This is a genomic window from Embleya sp. NBC_00896 (assembly GCF_045207785.1).
In the GTDB taxonomy this organism is placed as follows: domain Bacteria; phylum Actinomycetota; class Actinomycetes; order Streptomycetales; family Streptomycetaceae; genus Embleya.
In genome coordinates, this window is sequence record NZ_CP108776.1 from 4,783,597 (window position 1) to 4,807,892 (window position 24,296).

Genomic DNA, 24,296 nt, shown 5'->3' on the forward strand with positions numbered 1-24,296 from the left:
CCCGACCTTGTATCAAGCAACCGCCCTCCCGCGCAGGAAAACCAGTCCGAAGATTGGAACCCAGAACAGGCTCTAGTGCCGCGCCCGGCAACGTTCGCCCCGTCGCGGCGCCCGGCACGGCCCCTCGACGCACCGCCGAAACGTCCAAGTACTCCAGTACGAGAACGTTCCGGCGGCACGCCAAGGAACCGCACCGAACACCGCGACGGGGCAAACGTTGCCGGGCGCGGCACTAGTAGTCCGTCGCAGCTAATTCTTGGGATAGAGGTGGCGCAGTTTGATGCGTGCGTCGTGGGTGGTGAACTGCCAGTCCACCTGACGTTGGTCGGTGTTGGTGGCGTTCTGCCAGGCGGAGAGTTCGGTGTTGAGGATGTCGAGGTCGCCGATCCGGCGGTCGAGACATTGCCGGGTCAGCGCGGAGAGTTCGATCTCGGCGATGTTGAGCCATGACCCGTGTTTGGGTGTGTGGTGGATCTTGAGGCGTTGGGCCAGTGCGAAGGCCTCTTCCGGGTCGAATGCCTCGTACAGTGAGGCGATGCCGTGGGTGTTGAGGTTGTCCATCACCAGCACCACGGCCTCGGCGTCGGGGTAATCCACGCTCAGCAGGTGCTTGACCTGGCCGGCCCAGTCGATCCGGGTCCGCTGGGACAGTGCCTGAACTCGGCGCCACCCGCGCAGGGGTTCGACCCACATGAAGATCGAGCACGTGCCGCGGCGGATGTACTCGCTGTCCTGGCGGGCGTCGTGACCCGGGCGGGCCGGAAGCGGGTCGCGGGCATGGTCGAGGAGCTGGTAGGGCTTCTCGTCCATGCACACCACCGGACGTGCCGGGTCATAGGGCCGGGCGTAGACGGCCAGTACGTCTTCCATCCGGGCCGCGAACTCCGCGTTCGCTCGTGGTGGGATGGTCCAGCACTTCTTCAGATGAGGACGCAGTTCCGTTTTTTTAAGACCCGTCCGATGGTGGAGTGGTCCAGATCGGGGATGTCCTCGACCAGCGCGACGTGCTTCTCCAGCAGCCGCAGCGACCACCGGGCATGGCCCTGGGGTGGCTGTGAGCACGCCATCGCGATCAGCCGGGCTTCGACCTCACCGGTCACCGGCGAGGGCACCGGCGGGAGGTCGCGCTTCTTCCGCGCGATCGTGGCGTGAACATCGCCACCGGTCTCGGCGAAACGCTTGGCGACCAGCCGCAATGTCTCACCGGAGACGCCGAGCCGGGCCGCGATCACCTCCTTGGGATCCGCCTCACCCACCGAGGCATCCAGCGCAAGCAGCACCCGCGCACGCATGATCATCGAGGCCCCACGAACACCCGTCGTGGTCACCCGGACCAACTCCTCGCGATCCTGCGCGGTCAACCTGACCGGCCGCTTTTTCTGCGAACCCATGACAACAGTCCCGTCTGGCAAAGGGGAAGGAATCTGCCAGACACCAACCTCCCAACCAGACACGCCATATCTAAGCAGCGACACGCTACTAGGGCCTGTCGTCAATCCCCCGCCGAGCACCGACACCGACGAATCGGTTGATCCCCGCATAGGCGTGCTCTTCGGACACGCCGGAGGAATCGGAATCCCCGTTTCCGCCCGCTTCGGTTGGTAAGACGGCTTCCGTACCGACGACGGGAGCGATCATGACGGACACCGAAGTCGGCTCGGCCGCGAAGGCGGCCGAGCCGGGCATCGAGACCGAGGGGTACGAGCGGGGGCTGAACGGCCGCCAGATCCGGATGATCGCGATCGGCGGCGCGATCGGGACCGGCCTCTTCCTCGGCGCGGGCGGCGCGATCGAGAAGGCCGGGCCGTCGTTGATCGCCGCCTACGCGGTCGCGGGCGTGTTGATCTTCTTCGTCATGCGCGCGCTCGGCGAGCTGCTGATGTACCGCCCGGTCGCGGGCAGCTTCTCCGAGTACGCCCGGGAGTTCTTCGGGCCGTTCGCGGGGTTCGTGACGGGCTGGACGTACTGGGTGATGTGGGTGGTCACCGGGATGGCCGAGATCACCGCGGCCGGCGTCTATGTGCAGCACTGGTGGTCGTGGATCCCGCAGTGGGTGACCGCGCTCGTGGTCCTGATCGGGCTGTTCGCGGCCAATCTGATCTCGGTCAAGCTGTTCGGCGAGTTCGAGTTCTGGTTCTCGATGATCAAGGTGACCGCGATCATCGGGATGATCCTGGTCGGCGTCGGCGTGCTGCTCTTCGGCTTCGGCGAGGCGGGTGACCAGGCGTCGGTGACCCACCTGTGGTCCGACGGCGGCTTCGCGCCCAACGGCGTCGGGGAGACGCTGCTGGTGCTGCAGATCGTGATGTTCGCGTTCCTGGGCGTCGAACTGGTCGGCGTCACCGCGGGCGAGGCGCAAAACCCCGAGACGGTGCTGCCGCGCGCGATCAACACCATCCCGTTCCGGATCGGCCTGTTCTACATCGGCGCGCTCGTGATCATCCTGTCGCTCGCGCCGTGGACCGACTTCCATGCCAAGGAGAGCCCGTTCGTGCTGGTCTTCGACCGGGTGGGCATCCCGGCCGCGGCGGCGATCATCAACTTCGTGGTGCTCACCGCCGCGCTGTCCTCGTGCAACTCCGGCCTGTACTCGACCGGCCGGATGCTGCGCACGCTCGCGGTCGAGGGGCAGGCGCCGCCGCGGGTGAGCGGGCTCAGCTCGCACCGGGTACCGGCCATGGCGGTCACCGTGTCGGCGATCGTGATGGGTGCCGGCGTCCTGATCAACGCGCTCGTGCCGGACAAGGCCTTCATGTACATCACGTCGGTCGCCACCGTGGGCGCGCTGTGGACGTGGGGCATGATCGTCGCCTGCCAGATGCGCTACCGGCGCGCGGTGGACCGCGGCCGACTCGAGGGGCACGGCTTCCGGATGCCGGGCGCGCCGTACACGGGCTGGGTGGTGCTCGTGTTCCTGGTGATGGTGCTGGTCCTGCTGGGCTTCTCCGCCGACACCAGGATCGCGCTGTACGTGGTGCCGATCTGGGTGGCCTTCCTGGTCCTGGCATACCTCCCGTCGCGACGCGGGGCCCGGGTCTGAGGTCGCTCGACATCGGCCGCTCAGTACGCTCGAAGCATGCTCACCATCACCGCAGCCCTGCGCGATCAGATCGTCGCCCACGCCCGCGCCGACCACCCGGACGAGGCGTGCGGCGTCGTCGCGGGCCCCGAGGGCACCGACCGTCCCGAGCGGTTCATCCCGATGCTGAACGCGGCCCGGTCGCCCACGTTCTACGAGTTCGACTCGGCGGACCTGTTCAAGCTCTACCGCGAGATGGACGACCGCGACGAGGAGCCGGTGATCGTCTACCACTCGCACACCGCGACCGAGGCGTACCCGTCGCGCACCGACGTGTCGTACGCGTCGGAGCCCAACGCGCACTACGTGCTCGTGTCGACGCGCGAGGAGCAGACGTACGAGTTCCGGTCGTACCGGATCGTCGACGGGGTGATCACCGAGGAGGAGGTCACCGTCGTCGAGTCGTATTGATCGACGGTGGCGGCGCGGCCGGTCGGGGTCGGATCGGAATCCGCGCCGAGGGCAGGTGAGGGGCGTCGAGTGCCGCCGAGCGCCGTGTCGATGTTCGTGGCGGCGTCCGATTGTTACCGTTACATCCGGCTCCGTGCCCGGATTCGGGCGACCACGTCTCGCATCTTGATATGGGGCGTTCCGGCATGCGAGAAGACATCGGAGCGTCCCGGGGGAATGGCTAGCATGACCATATGCGTTATGCGGGCGTGAATACGACGGAAGCAGTGCCGGGCGATGCCCCTGGCGCGCTGCTTGTCGCACGCCTGCACGTGGATCTGTGCCGACTCTCCAGCGCCCTCTGTCGCGCTGCGCGCGTGGGCTGATCCCGCTTCGGATCGGCCCGCCAGACACTCCAGGCAGCAGGCACCCTCCCGCAGCACCGGCGCATGCGAACGACCCCGCCCCACCGCTCCCGACGGAGCGTCAAGGGTGCGGCCCGCGTCCGGACTGCGTTCTCTCCGTTCGCGTCATCACCAGAGGAGCGCATCCATGGCCATCGAGGTCCGCATCCCGACCATCCTCCGCACCTACACCGACGGCGCGAAGGCCGTGGACGGTGCGGGCGCCACGCTCGCCGACCTGTTCGTCGACCTCGAGGCCCGGCACCCGGGCATTCGCGAGCGACTGATCGAGCAGAACGGCGAGCTGCGCCGCTTCGTCAACGTCTACCTCAACGACGAGGACGTGCGGTTCACCGGCGGCCTCACCACCAAGCTGGACGACGGCGACAGCGTCACGATCCTCCCGGCGGTCGCCGGTGGCGCGATCTGATGCGCTACGACTCGTTGCTCGACTCGGTCGGCCGTACCCCGCTGGTCGGCCTGCCGAGCCTGTCCCCGTCGCCGACCGTGCGGGTATGGGCCAAGCTCGAGGACCGCAACCCGACCGGGTCGATCAAGGACCGTCCGGCCCTGCACATGATCGAGGCGGCGGAACGCGACGGCCGGCTGACCCCGGGCTGCACGATCCTGGAGCCGACGTCGGGCAACACCGGGATCGCCCTGGCGATGGCGGCCAAGCTCAAGGGCTACAAGATCGTCTGCGTGATGCCGGAGAACACCTCCGAGGAGCGCCGCGAACTGCTGCGGATGTGGGGCGCGCGGATCATCGCCTCGCCCGCGGCGGGCGGCTCCAATACGGCGGTGCGGGTGGCCAAGGAGCTCGCGGCCGAGAATCCCGAGTGGGTGATGCTGTACCAGTACGGCAACCCGGCCAACCCGGACGCGCACTACGCGACCACCGGCCCGGAACTGCTCGAGGACCTGCCCACGATCACGCACTTCGTGGCCGGCCTGGGCACGACCGGGACGCTGATGGGCGTCGGGCGCTATCTGCGCGAGAAGGTCCCCGGGGTGACGATCGTCGCGGCCGAACCGCGCTACGACGACGTCGTCTACGGGCTGCGCAACCTGGACGAGGGCTTCGTGCCCGAGCTGTACGACGCCGAGGTGCTCACCACCCGCTACTCGGTGGGCTCCGCCGACGCGGTTCGGCGGACCCGCGAACTGCTGCAGAAGGAGGGCATCTTCGCGGGCATCTCCACCGGCGCCGTCCTGCACGCGGCCCTCGGCATCGCCCGAAAGGCGGTCAAGGCGGGCGAACCGGCCGACATCGCCTTCGTGATCGCGGACGCCGGCTGGAAGTACCTGTCCACCGGCATCTACACCGCCGAATCCACCGAGGCCGCGGTCGAGGGCCTGCACGGCCAACTCTGGGCCTGATCACTCGCAGCACACATCTTTCCGGCTCCGCCCTTCCTCTCGACACGGGAGGGGCGGAGCCGTTTTCGTCGTGACCCTCGATGCCCGTCACGGTGCGTGGGGCGGTCACGCAGGGACCGGGCGAATGCCGGCGAGGGCGACGTTGCCCGGCCTCAGGCGAGGGGTACCGGCCAGGAGGGGCCGCCCGGCGAACCGTGCCACACGATCTGCGTGCCATCCGGGCGGACGGAGACGCCGAACCGATCCAGCCCGGGCCGGTGGGCGGAATCCCACCACGTCCAGGCCGCCGCCACCTCGTCCCACAGTCGGCGGGGGCCGTACTGGCGGACGGCGAAGACCGCGAGCCCTGCGCCGTCGTAGTCGACGCAAGCCCATGAGCTCCCCGCCTCGTCGGCCACCCAGATTCGCGTATGGACACCGTCCAGGCCGGGGTTCGGCTCCCATAGGTGCCAAACCCGAGGCACGGCGACGCCGATCGCGAAGTCGGCGTCGCCGGTGACATCCCACGGCGACACTGTTGTGGTCCCGGAATCGGGCACGTGTTCGGGACGCACGACGTCGTCCAAGTCGTCGATGCGGCCGGTGCGATGAGCGCGCATACGCATGAAGGCTCCCCCGGGGACGAAAGGGCCGACGGCCGAGCCGTCCTGATGAGTCGTCAAGACCAGCGAACCGTCCGCGGTCCACGATGTCGCCCACGGCGTGACGATGCGTCCACCGGTTCGGGTCTGGGCGATCCAGGGCGCAGGGACGCGTTCGACCGAGCAGGTGCAGAGCACGCGATCGTAGGGCGACCCGTTCGCCCAGCCTTCGGCGCCGTCACCGGTGACGACCCGGGGCGCCGGTCCGATCGCCGTGAGCCGGCGCCGGGCCTCCACGGCCAAGGCGCGATCCAATTCGACCGTGACGACCCGATCGGCTCCGAGCCGGTGGGCCAGTAGCCCGGCGTTCCACCCGGACCCGGTGCCGATCTCCAGGACCCGATGCCCGTCGCGGACGTCGAGGGCGAGCAACATCCCGGCCACTACGGTCGGTTGGGACGCCGAGGATGACGGCCAGACCGGGTTTGGGCCGGCCTCGGCGCCGTCGTTGAGCTGCACGATCACCGATACGTCCTGGTAGGCGGCGGCAAACCACGCGTCCGGCGACGCACGCCGATCGATCCGCTCCGGTACCCGTTCTCCCCGCCGCCGTACCCAGACCACATCCGGCAGGAACCGGTGGCGGGGCACAGCGAGAAAAGCGTCCCGCCACTGCTGCGCCAAGGATCCGGTCCTCTCCTCCACGAGACGGAGCAGACCCGCGTTGACGCGAGCTTGCTCCGAGGCTGTCGAGGTCATGGGCTCACTCATTTCTGCGGCGGCGGATCCGGCGGTGTCTCCGGCGGAATCGGCCGGTCCTTCTGCGCGTCGTCACCACTCTTGTCGCGATGCCGTGCCGTACGGATCCCCATACCGATGGTCATGCTTTGGTCCCTTCCGATCCCGTGTTCTCGTGGATCACCGAACGAGTGCGGATCTCGGCGGCGCCCGGCCGGCCCGGCAACAGGACCGTTCACGGGCGTGGCGACTCATAGGGCCACCCGCAACACGCGCACGGGGCTTCGGTTTGGTGGCCGCTACGCGCGAAGCCCTTGTGCGTTTCGGGCGGCACGAGGATCTCGGTCCCGTGCGGACCGACGCGGTAGATGGCCAACGTGATGCTGCTGCCTGGGGGTTCGGGGAGCGGTACATGCTCCGGGCGGCAGTGTGTCGAGTCATTCATCCGGCATCTGGCGAACCTCGACCGGCGGTTGCGGGCTCGGCGTTTCCAGCGCAGTGTGGAGGCGCTCGAACTTCGCGAGCGGATCAGCGAGTTCAGTGCCGTTGCGTTGTCGGACGGGTTCGATCAGGGGGACGCTTGAGCCCGCTTCCCGCTCGGCTGAGGGATCGATGGCATGACCGGATCGAACCCGCGCCCGGGCGCGGGCAGTTGTACTGGCATGCGCTGCTCGGGCGGGACGGGAAGGCTCGTGGGGTCGGCCGTCTCGGGCAGGAGCGGCTTGCGGGATTCTCGGGGTTTCATCGGGTCCCGTTGCGGTGGCTGCACCTGACCATGCTGGAAGTCGGGCCGACACGTGAGGTCGGGATCGAACGGATCGCCGCGATGGTCGAGCGTGCCCGGGAGGGGCTCGCCGAGTGGCCGCCGGTGACAGTCAATCTGGGCCGGATCCTCTATCACCCTGAGGCGGTCATGCTCGGCATCGAGCCGCCCGACGCGCTTGACGCCCTCCGGGAAGTCATTCGCGGTGCGACAAAGGTCGCGCGCGACGAGGGTTTCGCCGACTCACCGTGGACGCCACACATGACGCTCGCGTACAGCGTCGCCGCCCAATCGGCCGAGCCGGTTATCGCCGCGCTGGGTCGTAGGCTCCCCGCCCGCGAGATCACCATCCGCGCGGTCACGCTCGTCGAGCAGTGGGGACCGGAGCGGGATTGGGACTGGCGGCCACTGGTCGAGGTCGGGTTGGGGCGAGTCGGTGGGGTGCGGGGGCGTTGGGTGGGGGTTGGTGATTTGGGGGCGGGTGTGGGGCTGTGCGGCGTGTTGGGGCCGTGACGTCGGTCACCACCATGCCCGTTGTGCACCGGGACGTACCCCTCCACTGCGTACTCTCAGGGGGTGGCATTCGCATCCAATGACGCGCCGATCGGGATCTTCGACTCGAGCTTCGGTGGCCTGACCGTGGCCAGGGCCGTGCTCGATCAGCTTCCGAACGAGTCGATTCGCTACCTCGGCGACACCGCACGGCAGCCGTATGGGCCGCGGCCGATCGCGGAGGTGCGCGCGTACGCGTTGGAATGCCTCGACCGGCTCGTCGACGAGGGCGTGAAGCTCCTTGTCATAGCGTGCAACAGCGCGTCCGCCGCGATGCTGCGCGACGCCCGCGAGCGCTACGCCGTGCCGGTGGTCGAGGTGATCAAGCCGGCCACCCGCCGGGCCGCCGCGGCGACCCGCAACGGACGGGTCGGGGTGATCTCGACGCAGGCCACCAAGACCTCGATGGCCTACGAGGACGCGTTCGCCGCGGCGCCGCACATCCACCTCAGCACCCAGGCCTGCCCGCGCTTCGTCGAGTTCGTCGAGCGCGGCGTGACCGGCGGCGACGAACTGCTCAAGGTCGCCCGGGGCTACCTCGACCCGATCGTCTCCGAGGGCGTGGACACGCTGATCCTCGGTTGCACGCACTACCCGCTGCTCACCGGTGTCATCTCCTACGTCATGGGGGAGCAGGTCACGCTCATCTCCAGCGCCGAGGAGACGGCGAAGGACGTCTACCGGGCGCTCGCGGCCGGCGGCCTGATGCGCGACATCGGGCGGGACCTCCCCGAGCACCAATTCCTCACCACGGGCGATCCCGCCCAGTTCCGCGACGTCGGTCGCCGGTTCCTCGGCCCCGAACTCGCGCACGTCGACGCGCTCGGAGCCCTCACGTGAAACTCACCGTCGTCGGCTGCTCCGGCAGCTTCCCCGGGCCCGACAGCCCGTGTTCGTGCTACCTCCTGGAAGCCGATGGGGTACGGATCCTGATCGACCTCGGCAACGGCGCGCTCGGTGCCCTCCAGCGGCACGCCGCCCTCGGCTCGATCGACGCCGTGCTGCTCAGCCACCTGCACGCCGACCACTGCCTCGATCTCGCCTGCTACTTCGTGGCCCGCAAGTACTGCCCGGTCGGGGAACTGCCGCGGCTGCCCGTGTACGGGCCGCGCGACACCCACGAGCGGATCGCGCACGCCTACGACGTCGAGGGCGCCACCGACAACGGGCGGATGGCCGACGTGTTCGACTTCCGCACCGTCGTGACGGGCACCTTCGAGGTCGGCCCGTTCCGGATCACCGCCGACCGGATGCCGCACCCCGTCGAGTCGTACGCCTACCGGATCGAGGTCGGCGGCCGATCGCTCGTCTACTCCGGCGACACCGGCGTCAGCGACGACCTGGTCCGGATCTCGCGCGGCGCCGACCTGCTGCTGTGCGAGGCCTCGTTCGAGTACGGCCGCGAGGACCTTCCGCACGTGCACCTGAACGGCCGGCAGGCCGGCGAGCACGCCGAACGCGCGGGCGTGGGCCGCCTGTTGCTCACCCACATCCCGCCGTGGACGAGCCGTCAACGCAACCTCGACGACGCCCGCAAGACCTTCGCCGGCGCGGTGGACCTGGCCCTGCCGGACGCGACGCACACCGTCTGAGGCCGTGCCGGACACGGTCCGGCGGGGCACGCGGCACGGCTTAGGCTGGGGGACATGTCACGAGTAGACGGCCGTACCCCCAACCAGCTCCGCCCTGTCACCTTCCAGCGCAAGTGGCTCGACCACGCCGAGGGCTCGGTCCTCGTCGAGTTCGGCCGCACGCGCGTCCTGGTCGCCGCGAGCGTCACCGAAGGCGTGCCGCGCTGGCGCAAGGGCAGCGGGGAGGGCTGGGTCACGGCCGAGTACTCGATGCTGCCGCGCGCCACGCACACGCGGGGCGACCGCGAGTCGGTCAAGGGCCGGATCGGCGGGCGTACGCACGAGATCTCGCGGCTGATCGGCCGGTCGCTGCGCGCGGTGATCGACACCAAGGCGCTCGGCGAGACCACGATCCACCTCGACTGCGACGTGCTCCAGGCCGACGGCGGCACCCGCACGGCGGCGATCACCGGCGCGTACGTCGCGCTCGCCGACGCGGTGGCCTGGGCGCGCGAGCGCAAGCTCACCCGCAAGGGCGCCAACCCGCTGATCGGCTCGGTCGCGGCGGTCAGCGTCGGCATCATCGACGGCGTGCCGATGCTCGACCTCCCCTACGAGGAGGACGTCCGCGCCGAGACCGACATGAACATCGTCTGTACCGGCGACGGCCGGTTCGTCGAGGTGCAGGGCACCGCGGAGAAGGAGCCGTTCGACCGCGCGCTGCTGAACAGCCTGCTCGACCTCGGCGCGCACGGCTGCGAAGAGCTGACGGTGCTTCAGCAGCTCGCGCTGGAAGGCTGACCCGGCGCCGGGACGGCATCCGACCCGACCCCGTACCCCGGGTCACGTGCCGGTTGCGAGTGTCACGTACGCGCAACCGGCACGCACCGGATATGCGACCGTCGGCCCGGCAGGCGGCCGGACACCAGTACGGTCATGCCATCTGATCATCCCGATCAGCCGCCACGACCGGGCCGATCGGTCCGTCCCCTGACGAGGAGCGCCATGTTCCGCGCCACGTACCGTCCCCGCCGCGTCCTGCGCACGACCATCGCGGCCGCCGCAATCGCGGGAGCGTGCTTCGCCACCGCCGCGTGCGAGCAGGCACAGCAGGCCATCTCGTGTGCCGAACTGGCCACCAACCTCACCAACGACATCAGCAATCTGGGTAATGTGCTGAACGACCCGGCCGCCGCCCGGACCTCGCTCGACAACCTCCAGAAGACCCTGGACGACAAGACCAAGGACCTGGACTCGGACGACGCGAAGAACGCCGCCAACAGCCTCAGCGACGTGATCACGCAGCTCAGCACCAAGGCCGCGAACGGCGGCAGCCTGAGCGCGAGTGACGTGCAGCCGCTGATCAACGGTGCGAAGAACCTGGCCACGATCTGCGTGAAGTAGCCCGCCCCATCCGCCGGCCCGGCGGTCGCCCGAAGTCGATCCGCGACCGCCGCGCGCCTAGGCTTAGGCTTTGGCCCATGAGCCGTCTCGTACTCGCAACGCGCAACGCCAACAAGGTCGTCGAGCTCCAGCAGATCCTCAAGGACGCCGGGCTCGACGTCGAACTCGTCGGCATGGACTCCTACCCCGACGTCCCCGACGTGCCCGAGACGGGCCTCACCTTCGCGGCCAACGCGCTGCTCAAGGCACACGCCATCGCCCGGGCCACGGGTCTGCCGGCGATCGCCGACGACTCGGGCCTGTGCGTGGCCGCGCTCAACGGGATGCCGGGGATCTTCTCCGCGCGCTGGGCCGGCACGCACGGCGACGACAAGGCCAACCTGCGGCTGTTGCTCGCGCAACTGTCGGACATCGCCGACGAGCACCGCGCGGCCTGGTTCGCGTGCGCGGCGGCTCTGGCCCTGCCCGACGGCACCGAACGCGTCGTCGAGGGTCGGTTCGAGGGCACCCTGACCCGCGAACCGCGCGGCACGGGCGGCTTCGGCTACGACCCGATCCTCCGGGTCGCCGACGACACCCGCACGGCGGCCGAGCTCACCGCCGCCGAGAAGAACGCGATCAGCCACCGGGGCAAGGCGTTCCGCGCGCTCGTGCCGATCGTGGCGGACCTGGTGGGCTGAGCACCCGCACCCACCCGCACCCACACCCACCGACACCACGCCCGCACCACGCCCGGATCCGGCCTCGAATCCGCCCGGCCCACCTTGTTGCGAACTACTTGCAATAAGCTCGGCCGGTCGAGATCACCGAGCAGCCGGAGGACGTCATGAGCACGATCGACCAAGAGCGGGCCGCGGCTCGGTCCGATGTGGTCCGCGCCTGGGTGGACGGCTGGGCGGTCGCCCGCTCGGTGCCCGCGCCGATCGCGGTGGACGGCGGCTTCCGCCTCGACGTGGGGTTGCCGGGACACCTCGTCCGCTACGTCCTCTTCGACGTCGACGCGGTGGCCGAACTCGCCCTGACCCGCGCCGAACCCGGGACCTGGATCAAGACCGCGGCGCCGGCCGAACAGGTGCGGTCGGCGCTGACCCCGACGTGGACCGAGGGCGCCCCCGAGTACCTGATGACGACACCGCTGCGGCGCACCCGGGCCACCGCGCCGGCGGGCTACACGATCGACGTCGAAACGCGCGGCGGACTCACCTCGGCGTGCCTGCTCGCCGCCGACCGCACCGTCGCCGCACGCGGTCGGGTCGCGGTCACCGGATCGACCGCCGTGGTCGACGACGTGCTGACCGACCCGGCGCACCGCCGCCGGGGACTGGGCAGCGTCCTGATGACCCGGCTCGCCGACGCCGCCGCCGAACAGGGCGCCACGACCGGAGTCCTGGTCGCGTCGCCGGCCGGCCGCGAGCTGTACCGCACGCTGGGCTGGACCCTGCGCAGCGAGATCACGCCGGCCTGGATACCGACCCCGGACCCGGATCCGATCGCCGACCCGGAGGCGGCGGACGCGTAGGCGAAACCCACACCCTGTCCGACCGGGCAGGCCCCCCTTGCCCGATCGGGTAGGGAAATACCCACCCCTCGAACCCTCCCAAGCGCGACCATGAGCGCGTGCCGGGCCGGTCCGCAGCGCACGCGACCCGTGTGCGCCGAGGCCCGGCGGGTCGAACGAGCGTGGGGGAGACCGTGATTCGGACCATGTGGACACGACCGGCCCGGGCGATGCTCGCGGGCGCGGGCGCGCTGGTGCTCGCGCTGGCCGGCTGCGCGACCGACGCAGCCCCCACCGGACGCGCGGCCCCGGCGGCCCAAACCCACACACCCGCGGGCCCGCGGCGCCCGCCGCCTCCGTGAGACCCGCCGCCACGCCGGCGGCCCCGCCCTGCGACCCCTGGGCCAGCCTGCGCCCGTCGGACGCCGACGGCCCGGCCGTCGCCCGGATCCGGCAGCGCGGATATCTGACCGCAGGCGTGGACCTCAACAGCTACCTCTGGGGCTCGGCCGACCCGGCGACCGGCGAGATCGTCGGCTTCGACATCGACCTCGTCCGGGCCATCGCCAAGGGCATCCTCGGCCCCGAGGCGCGGATCAAGTTCGTCACCATGTCCCCCGAACAACGCGTCGCGCGGATCCGCGCCGGCGACGTGGACGTGATGGCCCGCACGATGACCATCACCTGCGAACGCAAGGCCGAAGTCGCCTTCTCCACCGTGTACTTCCAGAGCGGCCAGCAACTCCTCGTGGCCAAGAACTCGCCCGTCACCGCCTTCGACCGAGGGCTTCGCGGTCAACGCGTCTGCGTCGGCGCCGGTACCACCGCCGTCGACCTGCTCGCCCGCGCCGACCTCGGTGCGCTCGTCGACGTCGCCGACAACCACCTCGACTGCCTGGTCCGGCTGCAATCCGGGCTCACCGACGCGATCCTCACGCACGGATCGCTCGCCGCGGGCCTGGCCGCGCAGGACCCGATGATCCACGTGGTCGGCCCGCGCCTGGACGAGACGCTGTACGGCGTCGCGATGAACCCGAACGACACCGACCTGGTCCGGCGGGTCAACGCGATCCTGGCGGACTACCGCGAGGGCGGCCCGGACAGCCCGTGGATGCGGTCCTACGATCGCTGGCTCGCGGGCAATCTCCCGGCCGCGGAACGGCCGGCCGCCCCGCCGGCCGCCAAGTACGCGGACTGACCGAGTCGCCGGGTCGGCCGCGCCGCGTCACTCCCGCCCCACCCGGTAGGCCCGCTTCACCTCCGCCCACCGCGCCGCCTGTTCGGGCGTCAGCCGCCCGCGCAGTTCGGCCAGCTTGAGCAGATTGGCCTCGGCGTCGGTGGTCAGTGTCTGCGCCTCCGCCGCGTAGTGGTCGTCGACGAGCGCCTCCACCTCGACGTCGCCGAGCACCGGGAGGATTCGCTCCGCGAGCTTGTTGGTGTCGCGATACGAGCCCTGGAGTCGAAACGGCGGCTCGGTGCGCGCCGCGTCCGACTGCGCCGCCGAGGCGATGTACGCGCGGTTGGCCGCGAGCACCGTCTCGCGCACGTGCAGCAGTCGGCGCAGCACGGCCAGGATCCGCTCCAACTCCGCCCGGTCGTACGGGTGCGCGAGCCGGTCGGGCCGAGCGGTGTCGTCGCCGCGCGCGAGCCGGACCAGCAGATCGAGGTCGCCGTGCCCGCGGCCGGCGATCGGGGCCAGCACCGGGTTCGCGGTGAGCGCGTTCTCGACGTGGCTGAGCGCGAACAGGTCCTCCCGGCCGCCGAGCACGTCGCCGAGGTTCCACACGTCGGCGCGGTTCGCGAGCATGTCCGGGATCCGGAACCGCTGCCCGGACTCGGTGTACGGATTGCCGGCCATGCACACCGCGAAGCGCTTGCCGCGCAGGTCGTAGCCGCGGGCCCGGCCCTCCCACACGCCCTCGATCCGGCGCTGCGCGTCGCACAGCGACACGAACTTCTGGAGCAGCTCCGGCGATACGTGCTGGATGTCGTCCAGGTGCAGCAGCACGTTGTTGCCCAACTCCAGCGCGAAGCCGATCTTCTCGATCTCGCGCCGGGCGGCGGCGTCCGGCGCCGCGGCCGGGTCGAGCGAGATCGTGCGCGGGCCGAGCGCGGGCCCGTCGATCTTGACGAACACCAGCCCCAGCCGGGCCGCGACGTATTCGAGCAGGGTGGTCTTGCCGTAGCCCGGCGGGGACAGCAGGAGCAGCAGCCCCTGGCTGTCGGTCCGCCGGTCGTCGCCGGCCGCGCCCAGCTGCTTCGCGAGGTTGTCGCCGATCAGCGGCAGGTACACCTCGTCGATCAGCCGGTTGCGCACGAACGCGGACATGACCGTCGGCGTGTACGTGTCCAGCCGCAGCCGCTCGCGCTCGGCGGCCAGCAACTCGGCCCGCCGGCGCTCGTACGCCCGGTACGCGGGCACCCGCACCCGCCGGAACTCCTCGGTGCGCAGCAGGAACTCGTCCAACCGCACGGACAGCGAACCCCCGCTCGCGAGCCGCGGATGCGCGCCGAGCAGGCCCTCCACGGTCGCCGACACCGGATCGGCCACGTCGTGCCGGTCGAGCGCCTCGCCGCACAGCTCGACGGCGACCGCCTCGGGCAGGTCCCGATCGGTGTGCGGACCACCGGGGTGCGGACCACCGGCGTACGCGCCCAACCAGGCCCGCACGAGCTGGTGCCGGGCGGCGAGATCGCCCCCGAGCGCGCGCAGATCCGCGGCGAAGTCCTTCGCCGCGGGCGACCCCGCACCACCCAGCGACTCGCGGAATCCGGCGAGCAGCGCCCGCGCCGCGGCGCTCGTCGCGAAACGCGGCCCACCGGCGGCGAGTTCCTCGAACAGGTACGCCCCGACCGACCCGCCCGCCGGCACGCCCCCGAGCGAGTCCAGGAACTCGCCCGCCGCGCCGTCGAGTTCGGCCGCCAGCTCGCCGATCGCCGGCACCGGCCCGAAGGCGTCCCGCGCCCGTGCGAGCGACTGGGCCCGGGTCACCCACGCCCCGCGTGACGCGTCGGCGACCCCGTACGCCCAGAACAACTGGGCCGCCGCCCGACCCCCCGGCGCGAACCGCAGCAGCCCGGCCCCCGCCCGCAGCCGCAGCACGGCCGCGAGCAGCGCCGCCGCGTCGTGGTCGTGCACACCGCGGTCGTAGCCCTCGCCGTGCCGCGGCGCCGCGACCCGGCGCACCTGGGCCAGCAGCTCCGCCGGCGAGGCGGCGGCCAACCCGGCCGGCGAGAGCCCCGCGGAGCCCGCCTCGGCCTCGGCGAGCACCAGCGCCGCGAGGTGCTCGGCCCGGTAGACCTCCGGCGATTCCGAGCTCAGCGGCTGGTCGCGAAAGACCCGGTGGGCGGCCGGCAGCGGCTCGGGCACGAGCGCTCGGTAGTCGGTACCGGTGATCGCGAACGCGAGGGTGTCCCCGTGCGGGACCAGGGTCAGCTCGATCGGCCGCTCGTCGACCGCGAAGCGGTGCCGGCCCAGCCGGACCGTGCCCGCCGCGTCGTAGAGCTCGGCGCGGTCGCGCAACGCCCGGGCGGCCTCCTGGCGGGCCGCCTTGAGCCGCCCGTCGAGTTCGCCGGCTCGGACCGGGTCGCCGAGGCGGCGCAGTTCCTCGGCCGTCGACCGGACCTTGCCGACCAGCGGGTCGGACGCGAAGTAGGTGTTGATGTCGTCGACGCTCGCGAGCGTGCGGACCCGGCGCCCGATCGTGGTCAGGATCCGCCCCGCCGACTCGGCGAGCCGGCGGGTGTGCCGGGCGCGCTCGTCGAGCCGGGCCTGCTTGCGCGCGGAGAACGCGTCGTGGATCCGCTCGCGTTCGGTGCCGATCCGGGCCAGGTGCTCGTCGAAGGTGCCGAAGCGGGCTTCGAGGTTCTCGATCCGGGCGAGCAGCCGGCCGAGCTGTTCGTCGCACTCCTCCGGGGTCGCGGCGGCGGACAGCGCGCCGACCACGGTCTGCTCCAACAGCGCGACCTCGGCCGCGAACTCCGCCCGTTGCTCGGCTTCGAGCAGGTCCCGGCGGCGCGCCTCCAGGGTCGCGCGGGCCCGGTTGACGCCGCCGAGCACCTCGCCGATCCGGGTCAGGATCGCGGTGCGCACGGTCGCGTCGGTGCCTTCGAGCGTGCCCACGACGTCGGTGACGACGCGCAGGCCGTCGGTCTGTTCGTCGATCCGCGCGCCCAGCGCCGCCGACTCCGCGACCGTGGCCGACCGCGCGGCCTCGGCGATCAGGCCGTCCACGATCCGATGGGTGCCCACGAACGCGTCGTCGTCGGCGAGGAAGGCCACCGCGCGCCGCCCGGTGCTCGCCAGTTCGTCGATCAGCGCGATCTCCAGGCCCTCCAACCGGGTCGCATCGATGTACCGGATCTCCCGCAGCGTGCCGATATGCCCTTGTGCGTGCCGGAGTTCGGTGAGTTGGCGCACGCACGCGCCGGCGCTGTCCGGCTGCTCGCCGCGCACCCGCCGAGTCAGTGCCGTCGTGGTCGCCGCGGCCTCGTCGAGCGCTTCGGCGGCCACCCGACGCAGGTCCAGGACCCGGCGGAACTCCTCGACGACCGCGCTCGCGGTCGCCCGGACCGTCGCCAACGGCTCGGCGAGCGCCCCCAGTTCCGAGTCGGCGAGCCAGTGGTGGGTGTCGACGACCCGGGCCGCGGCGGCGGTGATCGCCGCGAAGACCGCCGTGGTGGGGGTCGTCTCCTCGGCCATCGCGGCGATCGACAGGCAGTCGGCGATGCCGCGCACGAGCTCGGGATTGCCGATCCGGGCGAGCGGTCCGGTGCCGGCCGGGCGCGCGGCGGCGTACGCGTCGGACAGGTAGGGCGTGCTCCACATCTGGACCGTGTGCACGCGCGTGGGCTCCTCGTTCGCCGCGCGCAGCACCGCCATCGTGCCGTCGGCGAAGAAGGCGCGACCGAGCCCGACGATCGGAGCCGCGGCCTCCTCGCGGATCACGTTGTACGACAGCAGCGTCGTGCGGCCCGCGGCGCGGGCGTGGAACGCGTACAGCACGTCCTCGCCGTTGGGTGAGTGCACGACCGACTCGAATTCCAGCTCCGCGGTGTCGATGTCGAAGGTGCGGGCCGTCCCGGTGGTCGGGTAGTAGCCGCCGGGGAAGACGATGCCCTGGTCGTCCGGCAGCCGTCGGCAGGCGCGCCCGATGCCGTCGAGCCGCCGCACCTCGGTGGTCCGGGTGTTGAAGACCAGATGGCGCCACGCGTCCTCGTTGTACGGACGGACCCGCACCAGCAGCAGCGGGCCGAGCCGCGCGTGTTCGACCTCCGCGTCGGCGAGCGACTGGAGCGGCTCGTCGACCGGCTCGCTGTGGATGCCCTCGTCGGTCTCGGTGTCGTTCCGGGCCTTGACGGTGAGCCGGCCGCCGAGCGTGGACACGTACAGCGTGTCCTCGATCGCGATGTGCGGATGCCGACCCGGGACGTGGTCGCCGCGGGTGCTCGGGGTCCAGTCGAATTCGTGTGCCGCCGGGAAGACGTGCTCGCGCTCGCCCCGGGCGTCGACGTAGGACGGGGTGCCGTCGGCGGCCGAGCGCCAGCGCAGGACCCGGATGTCGGTGAGCCGCTCGCCGACCCGGAAGACCGCGAGCACGTACGTGCCGGTGTCCCGCAATTGCAGCAGCCGGGTGCCGCGGAAGTAGCGGAACAGCTCGGTGAAGTCCTGCCGAAAGCGCGGGTCGTCGAGCAGGCCCGGGACGGCGTCGAGCGGGGCCGGTGCGAATCCGTCGGCGGTCCGCCGATACAGCCCGAACACGTCGCCGGGCCCGATCGGCTCGCCCGGTGGCGCGTCCGCGTCGTAGCCGACCAGCAGCAGCCCGCCCACCTGGACCACGTCCCGAGCGAGCACGGCGCGCTCGGTGCGGACCCGGTGGGTGTCGGTCAGGTCGAGCGTGCCGCCGCCGTAGGTCCGGATCCGCCGTTCGTTCAACTCCCTTGCCCGGGAACCCAGTTCGCGGGCCGCGCCGAGGAGTCGGTCGCGCAGGACCTCGTAGGTTCCCGGCTCGGCCGCGGACTCGGCCGGCGCACTGCCCGCGACCGGGCCTTCGCTGCTCACGTCTGATCGACTCCTCGTTCGGTACGACGGGGCGGACCCGCGCGGGGCTACTTGCCGACGCCGTTGAGCGGGGCGGAGGCCGCCGGATCGGTGAGCCGCAGCTCGCCGAGCCCGCCGGCTCGGGCCGCGTCCAGCAGGCCCCGCAACGCGTCCGCCTGCGGGCCGCCGTCGGAGATCAGCGCGCCGAGCGCGCCCGCGAGCGTGAGGTCGCGCAGTCCGCCCGCGCCCAGGCCGGAGACCATCGCGCCGAGATCCTCGGTGAAGGTGGAGCCGTTCGCGTCCAGCCACGGACCCGCCATCGCGCGCACCGTCTCCGACCGGTCGACGAACGCGTCCACGCCCTTGCCCGCCGCCATCGCGCCGACGATCCGGTCGAAGAACATGCTGTCGCCGCCGACGATGTCGATCCTGGCGTTCTCCAGGCCGGTGGCGAGCACGGTCGCCTGCGCCTCGGCGATCTGCCGCTGTACGTCGAGGCCGGCGAGCCGGATGTCCTTCTCGGCCTCCAGCCGGAGCCGGAACTCCTCGTGCTCGCGGCTCGCCTCGTCCAGCGCGGCCATCGCGGCGGCCTTCTCGGTGAGCCCCTCGGCCTCGCCCTTGAGCTTCTCGCGCAGCCCGTCCGCGCTCGCCAGCGCCTTCTGCCGGATGACCTCGGCCTCGGCGTGGCCGAGCCTGGACACTGCCTCGGCCATCCGCTCGCGTACCTCCGCCTCGGCGAGACCGGCCGCCGCGGCCTCGGCGCGCTTGCCCTCGGCACCGCGGATCGCGGCCTGGGTGTCCAACTCCGCCGACTTGCGCCGGGCCTCGGCCAGCGTGAGCTGCTCGGCCGCGCGGTGGCCGGCCGCCTGCTCGGCGGCCTCGGCCGCCTTGATGTCCTTGACCAGCCGCTCCTGGGCCTGCCCCTCGGCGTGGATGATCAGCGCCTGCCGCTCCCGCTCGGCCTCCTCGACCAGCCGGAGCTTCTTGATCTCCTCCTCCTGCGCGGCGACCGTCCGCTCGACCGCGATCCGCTCGCGGACCACCTCGGCGATGTCGCGCTTCTCGCCCTCGACCTCCTTGTCGCCGGCGATCCGGCGCAACTGGGTCTCGCGCTCGCGGGCGATCACCTCCAGGAGGCGGTCCTTCTCGATCCGCTCGTTCTCGACCGCGATCACCCGCTCGCGGTTCTTCTGCGCGACGGCCACCTCGCGCTCGCGGTTCTCGTTCTGGATGCCGAGCGCCTCCTCCGTCTTGATGTGCGCGCTCTGCGAACGCAGGCGCTCCTCGGCCTGCACGCGCGAGGTCTCGGCCTCCTCCTTGGCCCGGGTGATCTCGATCTCGCGGCGCTGCCTGATCTCCGCGTCGGCCTGCCGGCGTTCGAGTTCGAGAACCGTCTCGCGGGCCTCGACGTTCTGCCGGGTCATCTCCTTCTCCTCGGTGCGCTGGTACTCGTTGGTGCGCACGTGCTCGATCGCGGTGAGCTCGGTGATCTTGCGAATGCCCTGGGCGTCCAGGATGTTCGCGTTGTCGAGCTGGCTCATCGGGGTCTGCTCGAGGAAGTCGATCGCGGCGTCGTCGAGGTGGTAGCCGTTGAGGTCGGTGCCGATGACGGCGAGGATCCGGTCCCGGAACTCCTCGCGCTTGGTGTAGAGGTCGACGAAGTCGAGCTGCTTGCCGACGGTCTTGAGCGCCTCGGCGAACTTGGCCGCGAAGAAGTCCTGGAGTTCGGCCCGGTCACTGGCGCGGTCGGCGCCGATCGACTGGGCGACCTTGATGACGTCCTCGACCGTCTTGTTGACCCGGACGAAGAAGTAGATGTGGATGTCGGCGCGGATGTTGTCCTGGCAGATCAGGCCCTCACGGCCGGTCCGCCGGATCTCGATGGTCTTCACCGAGATGTCCATGACCTCGGCCTTGTGCAGCACGGGCAGGACCACGGCGCCGGTGAAAGTGACGTCCACCGTACGGGACTTGGAGATGATCAGCGCCTGGCCCTGCGACACCTTGCGGTACAGCCGGGTCACGGCGAGGAAGACGACGAGTACGACGAGCAGGACGACGGCGACGAGCACACCGATGCCCACGGTGATGGCATCCATCAGTGAAATCCCTTGGTAGACCGGGATGTTGGTGTTGGAGAACGGGTGAGGAGTTCAGTACGCCGAGCGGTTCGGGTCCAGGGCGCTGTCGAAGCGGGTGACCCGGAAGAACTCGCCCTCGACGTCGTAGTCGAAGATCAGCGCGGTGCTGCCGGAGATCAGGCCGGTCTCGTCGGTGCGCACCTGGAGGATCGCGGTCGAGCCGTCCTCGGCCCGCACCTCGGCCTGACCGAAGTCCGGGCCCACCCGGCCGGTCCGGATCACGCAGGTCCGGCCCACGAAGTCGGCCCGCAGGGCCGGGCGTTCGGGAGGCAGCAGGCGGCGGCCCAGGCCGCGCACGAGTCGCGCGGTCAGCCAACCGCAGCCGAGCGCCACGGGGAGCGTCGTGGCGCGCAGCCACCAGTGGTCGGTCAGCGCGGTACCCACCAGGCTGACGAACCAGGTGACGGCGATCGCGAACGAGACCGTCACCGTGACCGGCACACCGACGGTGTCGGGTGAACCGTGATCCCCCCGGATCACGTGAGCGTCGTGGCCCCCGTGGCCCGCGTGGCCCCCGTGACCCCATGGGCCGCCATGACCGTGGCCCGCGTGACCTCCGTGGTCCACACCGACACCGCCGAGCAACACCATCAGCCAGTAACCGGCCACCACGACAAGAGCGAAGCTGAAGAGCACCGCGGGAAACGCCAGTGCCGCCCGCACGAAGTCCCCCACCGAGCCACCCCCGCTCCCCTTGTCGCGCCCCGACATCGTGGCAGGCGGGCGGGCGCTCCCACATTGCCGGAACCCGGAAGACTTCGCGTGCGCTTGACGTCCGACGGGTCACCGACGGGCGGGCCTCACGGGTGAATACGCCTAGAGCGGTTTCCCGGGCCAGCCCAGGATGCGAGCGCCCATCGCGGCGGTTTCCAGGGTGTAGCGCTGGAGGGCGTCGGCGGGGTCGTAACCGGTCAGGGCCCGGATCCGGGCCAGGCGGTACGAGAGGGTGCGCACGCTGATCCGCAGCCGGCGGGCCGCCTCGGCGTTGACGTAGCCGGCCGCCGCGCACGCGGTGATGGTCTCCAGGAGCGGCAGCGCGCCGCCGCGCGCCTGGGCGAGCGGGCCGAGCGCGGTGCGGACCAGTTCGGCCATCGCCGCCCGGTCGCGCATCAGTACCGGGAAGACGAGCAGGTCGAGCGCGTTGAGCACGGTTCCGGGCAGGTCCAGGCGTTCGGCGAGGTCGAGTGCGCCGAGCGCCTCCTCGTAGGAGAGCATCACGCCGCCCGCCCCGGGGTGCGAACGGCCGAGGGCGACCCGGGTCGCGCCCTGGTAGCCGGTGCCCGGCCGGTCGGCGTACTTCGCGAACGTGTCCAGGATCGGCTGCTCGCTGTCCCCCGCGACGCACACGAGCCGACCGTCCTTGGTGGTCAACAGCAGCTCTCGCTCGCCGAACCGGCCGCTCAGTTCGCGCTCGACCCGGCGCACCAGCGGATGCACGTCGTCGTACGCCTCGGTGCCCGCGGCCACCGCGACCGCGTGCGCGCGGGCCAGACGCAGTCCGAACCGCTCGGCCCGCTCGGCGAGCCGGCCGAGGTCGCTCCGTCCGTGCAGCAGGTCGTCGATGAACTCGCGCCGCGCGGCCTCCTCCTGACGGACCGCCAGCCGCTGGGCGCGCTCGTGCCCCGCGCCGATCGCGGCGATCACCGAGGCCACCGCCGCGAGCAGCGCGTCACCCGTGCGGGCCGCGTCGGCGACGGTCGCCGCGCGGGTTATGCCGGGCAGCGAGGTCCACAGGCGACGGGTCTCGCGCAGGTACAGGCCGACCAACTCGCGCGAGCCGTGGCCGGCCTCCGCGGCCCGTTCGCCGAGCGCGGCCAGCGCGTCCAACTCGGCCCGGCGCGGCAGCCGCCCGGTCGCCGAGATCTCGCCCAGCAGCTCGGCGTACCCGATCACGAAGTCGACCGGTATCCCGTCGTCGCTCTGCACGCTCGTCCCCCCGGGGTGTGCCGCACGGTGTCCGGTACGCGACGCGTGGACGCTACCAATCCTGCCGGATCCCGGCAGTGCGCGGGGCCGCGGCGCCGACGCCGACCGGGCGGGCCCGGTCGGGCCGGTTCGATCAGGCCGATCCGGGCGCCGACCCGCGGCGGTTCGTCACACAACGGTAAGCAGCGCGAGGACCCGGCCGGGGCCGGTGCGAGCGAGGATGGGAGAACCTGTTCTCCGAGCGTGAGGTGACGTCGTGCGGCGTTCCGGTTTGGGTGGTGCCGCGTTCGCCGGCGTGGTCGCGGCCGCGGTGGCGCTGGGGGTCGCCGAGGCGGTCGCGGCGTTCGTGCGCCCGGAGGCCACGCCCTTCGTGACGATCAGCGGCGCGGTCACCGATCGCGCCCCCGAGGGGCCCCGCGAGTGGGCGATCCGGACGTTCGGGACCGACGACAAGGCGTTCCTGCTCACCGTCATCGCCGTCCTGCTCGCGCTGTTCGCCGCCGGACTCGGGATGCTGGCCCGGCGCCGGTTGGGGTACGGGATCGCCGGCGTCGTCGTGCTCGGCGGTTTCGCGGTGTGGACCGCCGTCGATCGGCCCGCGTTCGAGGGCGGCGACGTGCTGCCGGCGATCGTCGGCACGGTCTTCGGGATCGGCGCCCTGGTGCTGCTGACCCGGCCCGACCTGATCGACCGCAGGCCGCTCGCCCGACCGCTGCCGGGCGCCTCCGAGGCGGACGTCACCGAACCGGTCGCCGACCCCTCGCGCCGCAACGTGCTCCTGGTCGGCGCCGCCGCGCTGGCCGCCGTCGCCGGCTTCGGCGGCCGGATGCTCCAGCACGCCCGGTTCAACGCGGAGAAGTCCCGTGCGGCGGTGGCCGACCTGCCGCGACCGGTGAGCCCGGCCGCCCCGGCAGGCCCCGGCTTCGTCGAACCCGGCCTGGCTCCCTACCTGACCCCGAACGCCGGCTTCTACCGCATCGACACCGCGTTCGCCGTGCCGCAGATCCGGGCCGAGGACTGGGCGCTGCGGATCCACGGCCTCGTCGACCGGGAGATCCGGTTGGACTACCGGGAGTTGCGGGCCCGGTTCGCGATCGAGCGGGACATCACGCTGGCCTGCGTGTCCAACGAGGTCGGCGACGACCTGATCGGCAACGCCCGCTGGCTCGGCACCCCGCTGGCCGACCTGCTGCGCGAGGCCGGCCTCCGGCCGGGCGCCGATCAGATCGTGTCCAAGTCCACCGACGGGATGACGATCGGCACGCCCGTGCGCGAGGTGATGGACGGCCGCGACGCGATGCTCGCGTACGCGATGAACGGGGAGCCGCTGCCGATCAAGCACGGCTTCCCGGTTCGGATGGTCGTCCCCGGCCTGTACGGATACGTCTCCGCGTGCAAATGGATCGTGGACATCGAGGTGACCACGTTCGACGCGTTCGACGCCTACTGGGTCAAGCTCGGATGGGCCCAACAGGCGCCGATCAAGACCCAGTCGCGGATCGACACGCCCCAGGACGGCAAGGACCCCAAGGCCGGTCGGATCCCGGTCGCCGGCGTGGCCTGGGCCCAGCACCGCGGGATCACCGCGGTCGAGGTCCAGGTCGACGAAGGCCCGTGGCAGCAGGCCGAACTGGCGCCGCAGACCACCACCGACACCTGGCGCCAGTTCCGCTGGATGTGGGACGCCACCCCCGGCAGGCACACCCTGCGGGTGCGGGCCACCGACGGCACGGGGGAGGTGCAGACCGCCAAGCGGGCCGACGTGGTCCCCGACGGCGCGACCGGCCACCACCGGATCACCGTCACGGTCCGCTGAGAGCCGGGGCCGG

22 protein-coding genes are annotated in these 24,296 nt (G+C 71.5%); 15 read left to right on the forward strand and 7 right to left on the reverse strand.

What is annotated here, in order from left to right:
- Positions 1 to 249: 249 nt before the first annotated feature.
- Entirely contained in the window at positions 250 to 1,032 is a 783-nt protein-coding gene (locus tag OG928_RS21760) for an IS630 family transposase (protein WP_406286313.1), read from the reverse strand.
- Positions 921 to 1,391: a helix-turn-helix domain-containing protein gene (locus OG928_RS21765; RefSeq protein ID WP_406286316.1), complete on the reverse strand. Its 471-nt coding sequence runs from the start codon at positions 1,389 to 1,391 to the stop codon at positions 921 to 923. The genes OG928_RS21760 and OG928_RS21765 overlap by 112 nt, the downstream gene beginning before the upstream one ends.
- 245 nt (positions 1,392 to 1,636) lie before the next feature.
- Here OG928_RS21765 and OG928_RS21770 point away from each other — a divergent pair, with 245 nt between their 5' ends.
- The 5 genes from OG928_RS21770 to OG928_RS21790 all read left to right on the forward strand — a co-directional run bounded on the left by OG928_RS21770 (position 1,637) and on the right by OG928_RS21790 (position 5,253).
- Complete coding sequence (locus tag OG928_RS21770) at positions 1,637 to 3,040, forward strand: amino acid permease (RefSeq protein WP_406286319.1); 1,404 nt, start codon at positions 1,637 to 1,639, stop codon at positions 3,038 to 3,040.
- 36 nt (positions 3,041 to 3,076) lie between these two features.
- Positions 3,077 to 3,490, forward strand: a complete 414-nt coding sequence (locus OG928_RS21775) for a Mov34/MPN/PAD-1 family protein (RefSeq protein ID WP_406286322.1) — start codon at positions 3,077 to 3,079, stop codon at positions 3,488 to 3,490.
- A 266-nt stretch (positions 3,491 to 3,756) separates the two neighbouring features.
- Positions 3,757 to 3,855: a putative leader peptide gene (locus OG928_RS21780; protein ID WP_406291118.1), complete on the forward strand. Its 99-nt coding sequence runs from the start codon at positions 3,757 to 3,759 to the stop codon at positions 3,853 to 3,855.
- 166 nt (positions 3,856 to 4,021) lie between these two features.
- The gene (locus tag OG928_RS21785) at positions 4,022 to 4,303 is read left to right on the forward strand and encodes a MoaD/ThiS family protein (protein ID WP_406286323.1); all 282 of its coding nucleotides are present in this window, start codon (positions 4,022 to 4,024) and stop codon (positions 4,301 to 4,303) included.
- A complete protein-coding gene (locus OG928_RS21790) occupies positions 4,303 to 5,253 on the forward strand; it encodes a PLP-dependent cysteine synthase family protein (protein ID WP_406286325.1) in 951 nt (316 codons plus the stop codon). The genes OG928_RS21785 and OG928_RS21790 overlap by 1 nt, the downstream gene beginning before the upstream one ends.
- 152 nt (positions 5,254 to 5,405) lie before the next feature.
- Here OG928_RS21790 and OG928_RS21795 read toward each other — a convergent pair whose 3' ends face one another.
- Positions 5,406 to 6,593, reverse strand: a complete 1,188-nt coding sequence (locus tag OG928_RS21795) for a methyltransferase domain-containing protein (RefSeq protein ID WP_406286327.1) — start codon at positions 6,591 to 6,593, stop codon at positions 5,406 to 5,408.
- 559 nt (positions 6,594 to 7,152) lie between these two features.
- Here OG928_RS21795 and OG928_RS21800 point away from each other — a divergent pair.
- The 9 genes from OG928_RS21800 (at position 7,153) to OG928_RS21840 (ending at position 13,558) form a co-directional block, all read left to right on the forward strand.
- Positions 7,153 to 7,848 (forward strand): 2'-5' RNA ligase family protein, encoded by a 696-nt coding sequence (locus tag OG928_RS21800; RefSeq protein ID WP_406286329.1) that lies wholly within the window; start codon positions 7,153 to 7,155, stop codon positions 7,846 to 7,848.
- A gap of 63 nt (positions 7,849 to 7,911) precedes the next feature.
- Positions 7,912 to 8,727 carry a glutamate racemase gene (gene murI, locus OG928_RS21805; RefSeq protein WP_406286331.1) on the forward strand — a complete coding sequence of 272 codons (816 nt, stop codon included), beginning with the start codon at positions 7,912 to 7,914 and terminating at the stop codon, positions 8,725 to 8,727.
- Entirely contained in the window at positions 8,724 to 9,479 is a 756-nt protein-coding gene (locus OG928_RS21810) for an MBL fold metallo-hydrolase (protein ID WP_406286333.1), read from the forward strand. The genes murI and OG928_RS21810 overlap by 4 nt, the downstream gene beginning before the upstream one ends.
- Before the next feature lie 54 nt (positions 9,480 to 9,533).
- Positions 9,534 to 10,259, forward strand: coding sequence for a ribonuclease PH (gene rph / locus OG928_RS21815; RefSeq protein ID WP_406286335.1), 726 nt, complete (start codon positions 9,534 to 9,536; stop codon positions 10,257 to 10,259).
- Between the two features lie 204 nt (positions 10,260 to 10,463).
- On the forward strand, positions 10,464 to 10,862 hold the full coding sequence (locus tag OG928_RS21820; RefSeq protein WP_406286337.1) for a hypothetical protein: 399 nt from the start codon (positions 10,464 to 10,466) through the stop codon (positions 10,860 to 10,862).
- Between the two features lie 77 nt (positions 10,863 to 10,939).
- On the forward strand, positions 10,940 to 11,542 hold the full coding sequence (gene rdgB, locus OG928_RS21825) for an RdgB/HAM1 family non-canonical purine NTP pyrophosphatase (protein ID WP_406286340.1): 603 nt from the start codon (positions 10,940 to 10,942) through the stop codon (positions 11,540 to 11,542).
- Between the two features lie 146 nt (positions 11,543 to 11,688).
- Positions 11,689 to 12,381: a GNAT family N-acetyltransferase gene (locus OG928_RS21830; RefSeq protein ID WP_406286342.1), complete on the forward strand. Its 693-nt coding sequence runs from the start codon at positions 11,689 to 11,691 to the stop codon at positions 12,379 to 12,381.
- 185 nt (positions 12,382 to 12,566) lie between these two features.
- Positions 12,567 to 12,722: a hypothetical protein gene (locus OG928_RS21835; RefSeq protein ID WP_406286345.1), complete on the forward strand. Its 156-nt coding sequence runs from the start codon at positions 12,567 to 12,569 to the stop codon at positions 12,720 to 12,722.
- The gene (locus OG928_RS21840) at positions 12,719 to 13,558 is read left to right on the forward strand and encodes a glutamate ABC transporter substrate-binding protein (protein ID WP_406286346.1); all 840 of its coding nucleotides are present in this window, start codon (positions 12,719 to 12,721) and stop codon (positions 13,556 to 13,558) included. The genes OG928_RS21835 and OG928_RS21840 overlap by 4 nt, the downstream gene beginning before the upstream one ends.
- 27 nt (positions 13,559 to 13,585) lie before the next feature.
- Here the strand turns inward: OG928_RS21840 and OG928_RS21845 are convergent, their stop codons facing one another.
- The 4 genes from OG928_RS21845 to OG928_RS21860 form a co-directional block, all read right to left on the reverse strand.
- Complete coding sequence (locus OG928_RS21845) at positions 13,586 to 18,421, reverse strand: DNA repair ATPase (RefSeq protein ID WP_406286348.1); 4,836 nt, start codon at positions 18,419 to 18,421, stop codon at positions 13,586 to 13,588.
- A gap of 47 nt (positions 18,422 to 18,468) precedes the next feature.
- Positions 18,469 to 20,499, reverse strand: coding sequence for a flotillin family protein (locus tag OG928_RS21850; RefSeq protein WP_406286350.1), 2,031 nt, complete (start codon positions 20,497 to 20,499; stop codon positions 18,469 to 18,471).
- Between the two features lie 54 nt (positions 20,500 to 20,553).
- Positions 20,554 to 21,216: a hypothetical protein gene (locus OG928_RS21855; protein WP_406286352.1), complete on the reverse strand. Its 663-nt coding sequence runs from the start codon at positions 21,214 to 21,216 to the stop codon at positions 20,554 to 20,556.
- Positions 21,217 to 21,357: 141 nt separating this feature from the next.
- Positions 21,358 to 22,467, reverse strand: a complete 1,110-nt coding sequence (locus OG928_RS21860; RefSeq protein ID WP_406286354.1) for a helix-turn-helix domain-containing protein — start codon at positions 22,465 to 22,467, stop codon at positions 21,358 to 21,360.
- A 256-nt stretch (positions 22,468 to 22,723) separates the two neighbouring features.
- Between OG928_RS21860 and OG928_RS21865 the strand changes: the two genes are divergently transcribed.
- Complete coding sequence (locus tag OG928_RS21865; protein WP_406286356.1) at positions 22,724 to 24,283, forward strand: molybdopterin-dependent oxidoreductase; 1,560 nt, start codon at positions 22,724 to 22,726, stop codon at positions 24,281 to 24,283.
- Positions 24,284 to 24,296 lie beyond the last annotated feature (13 nt).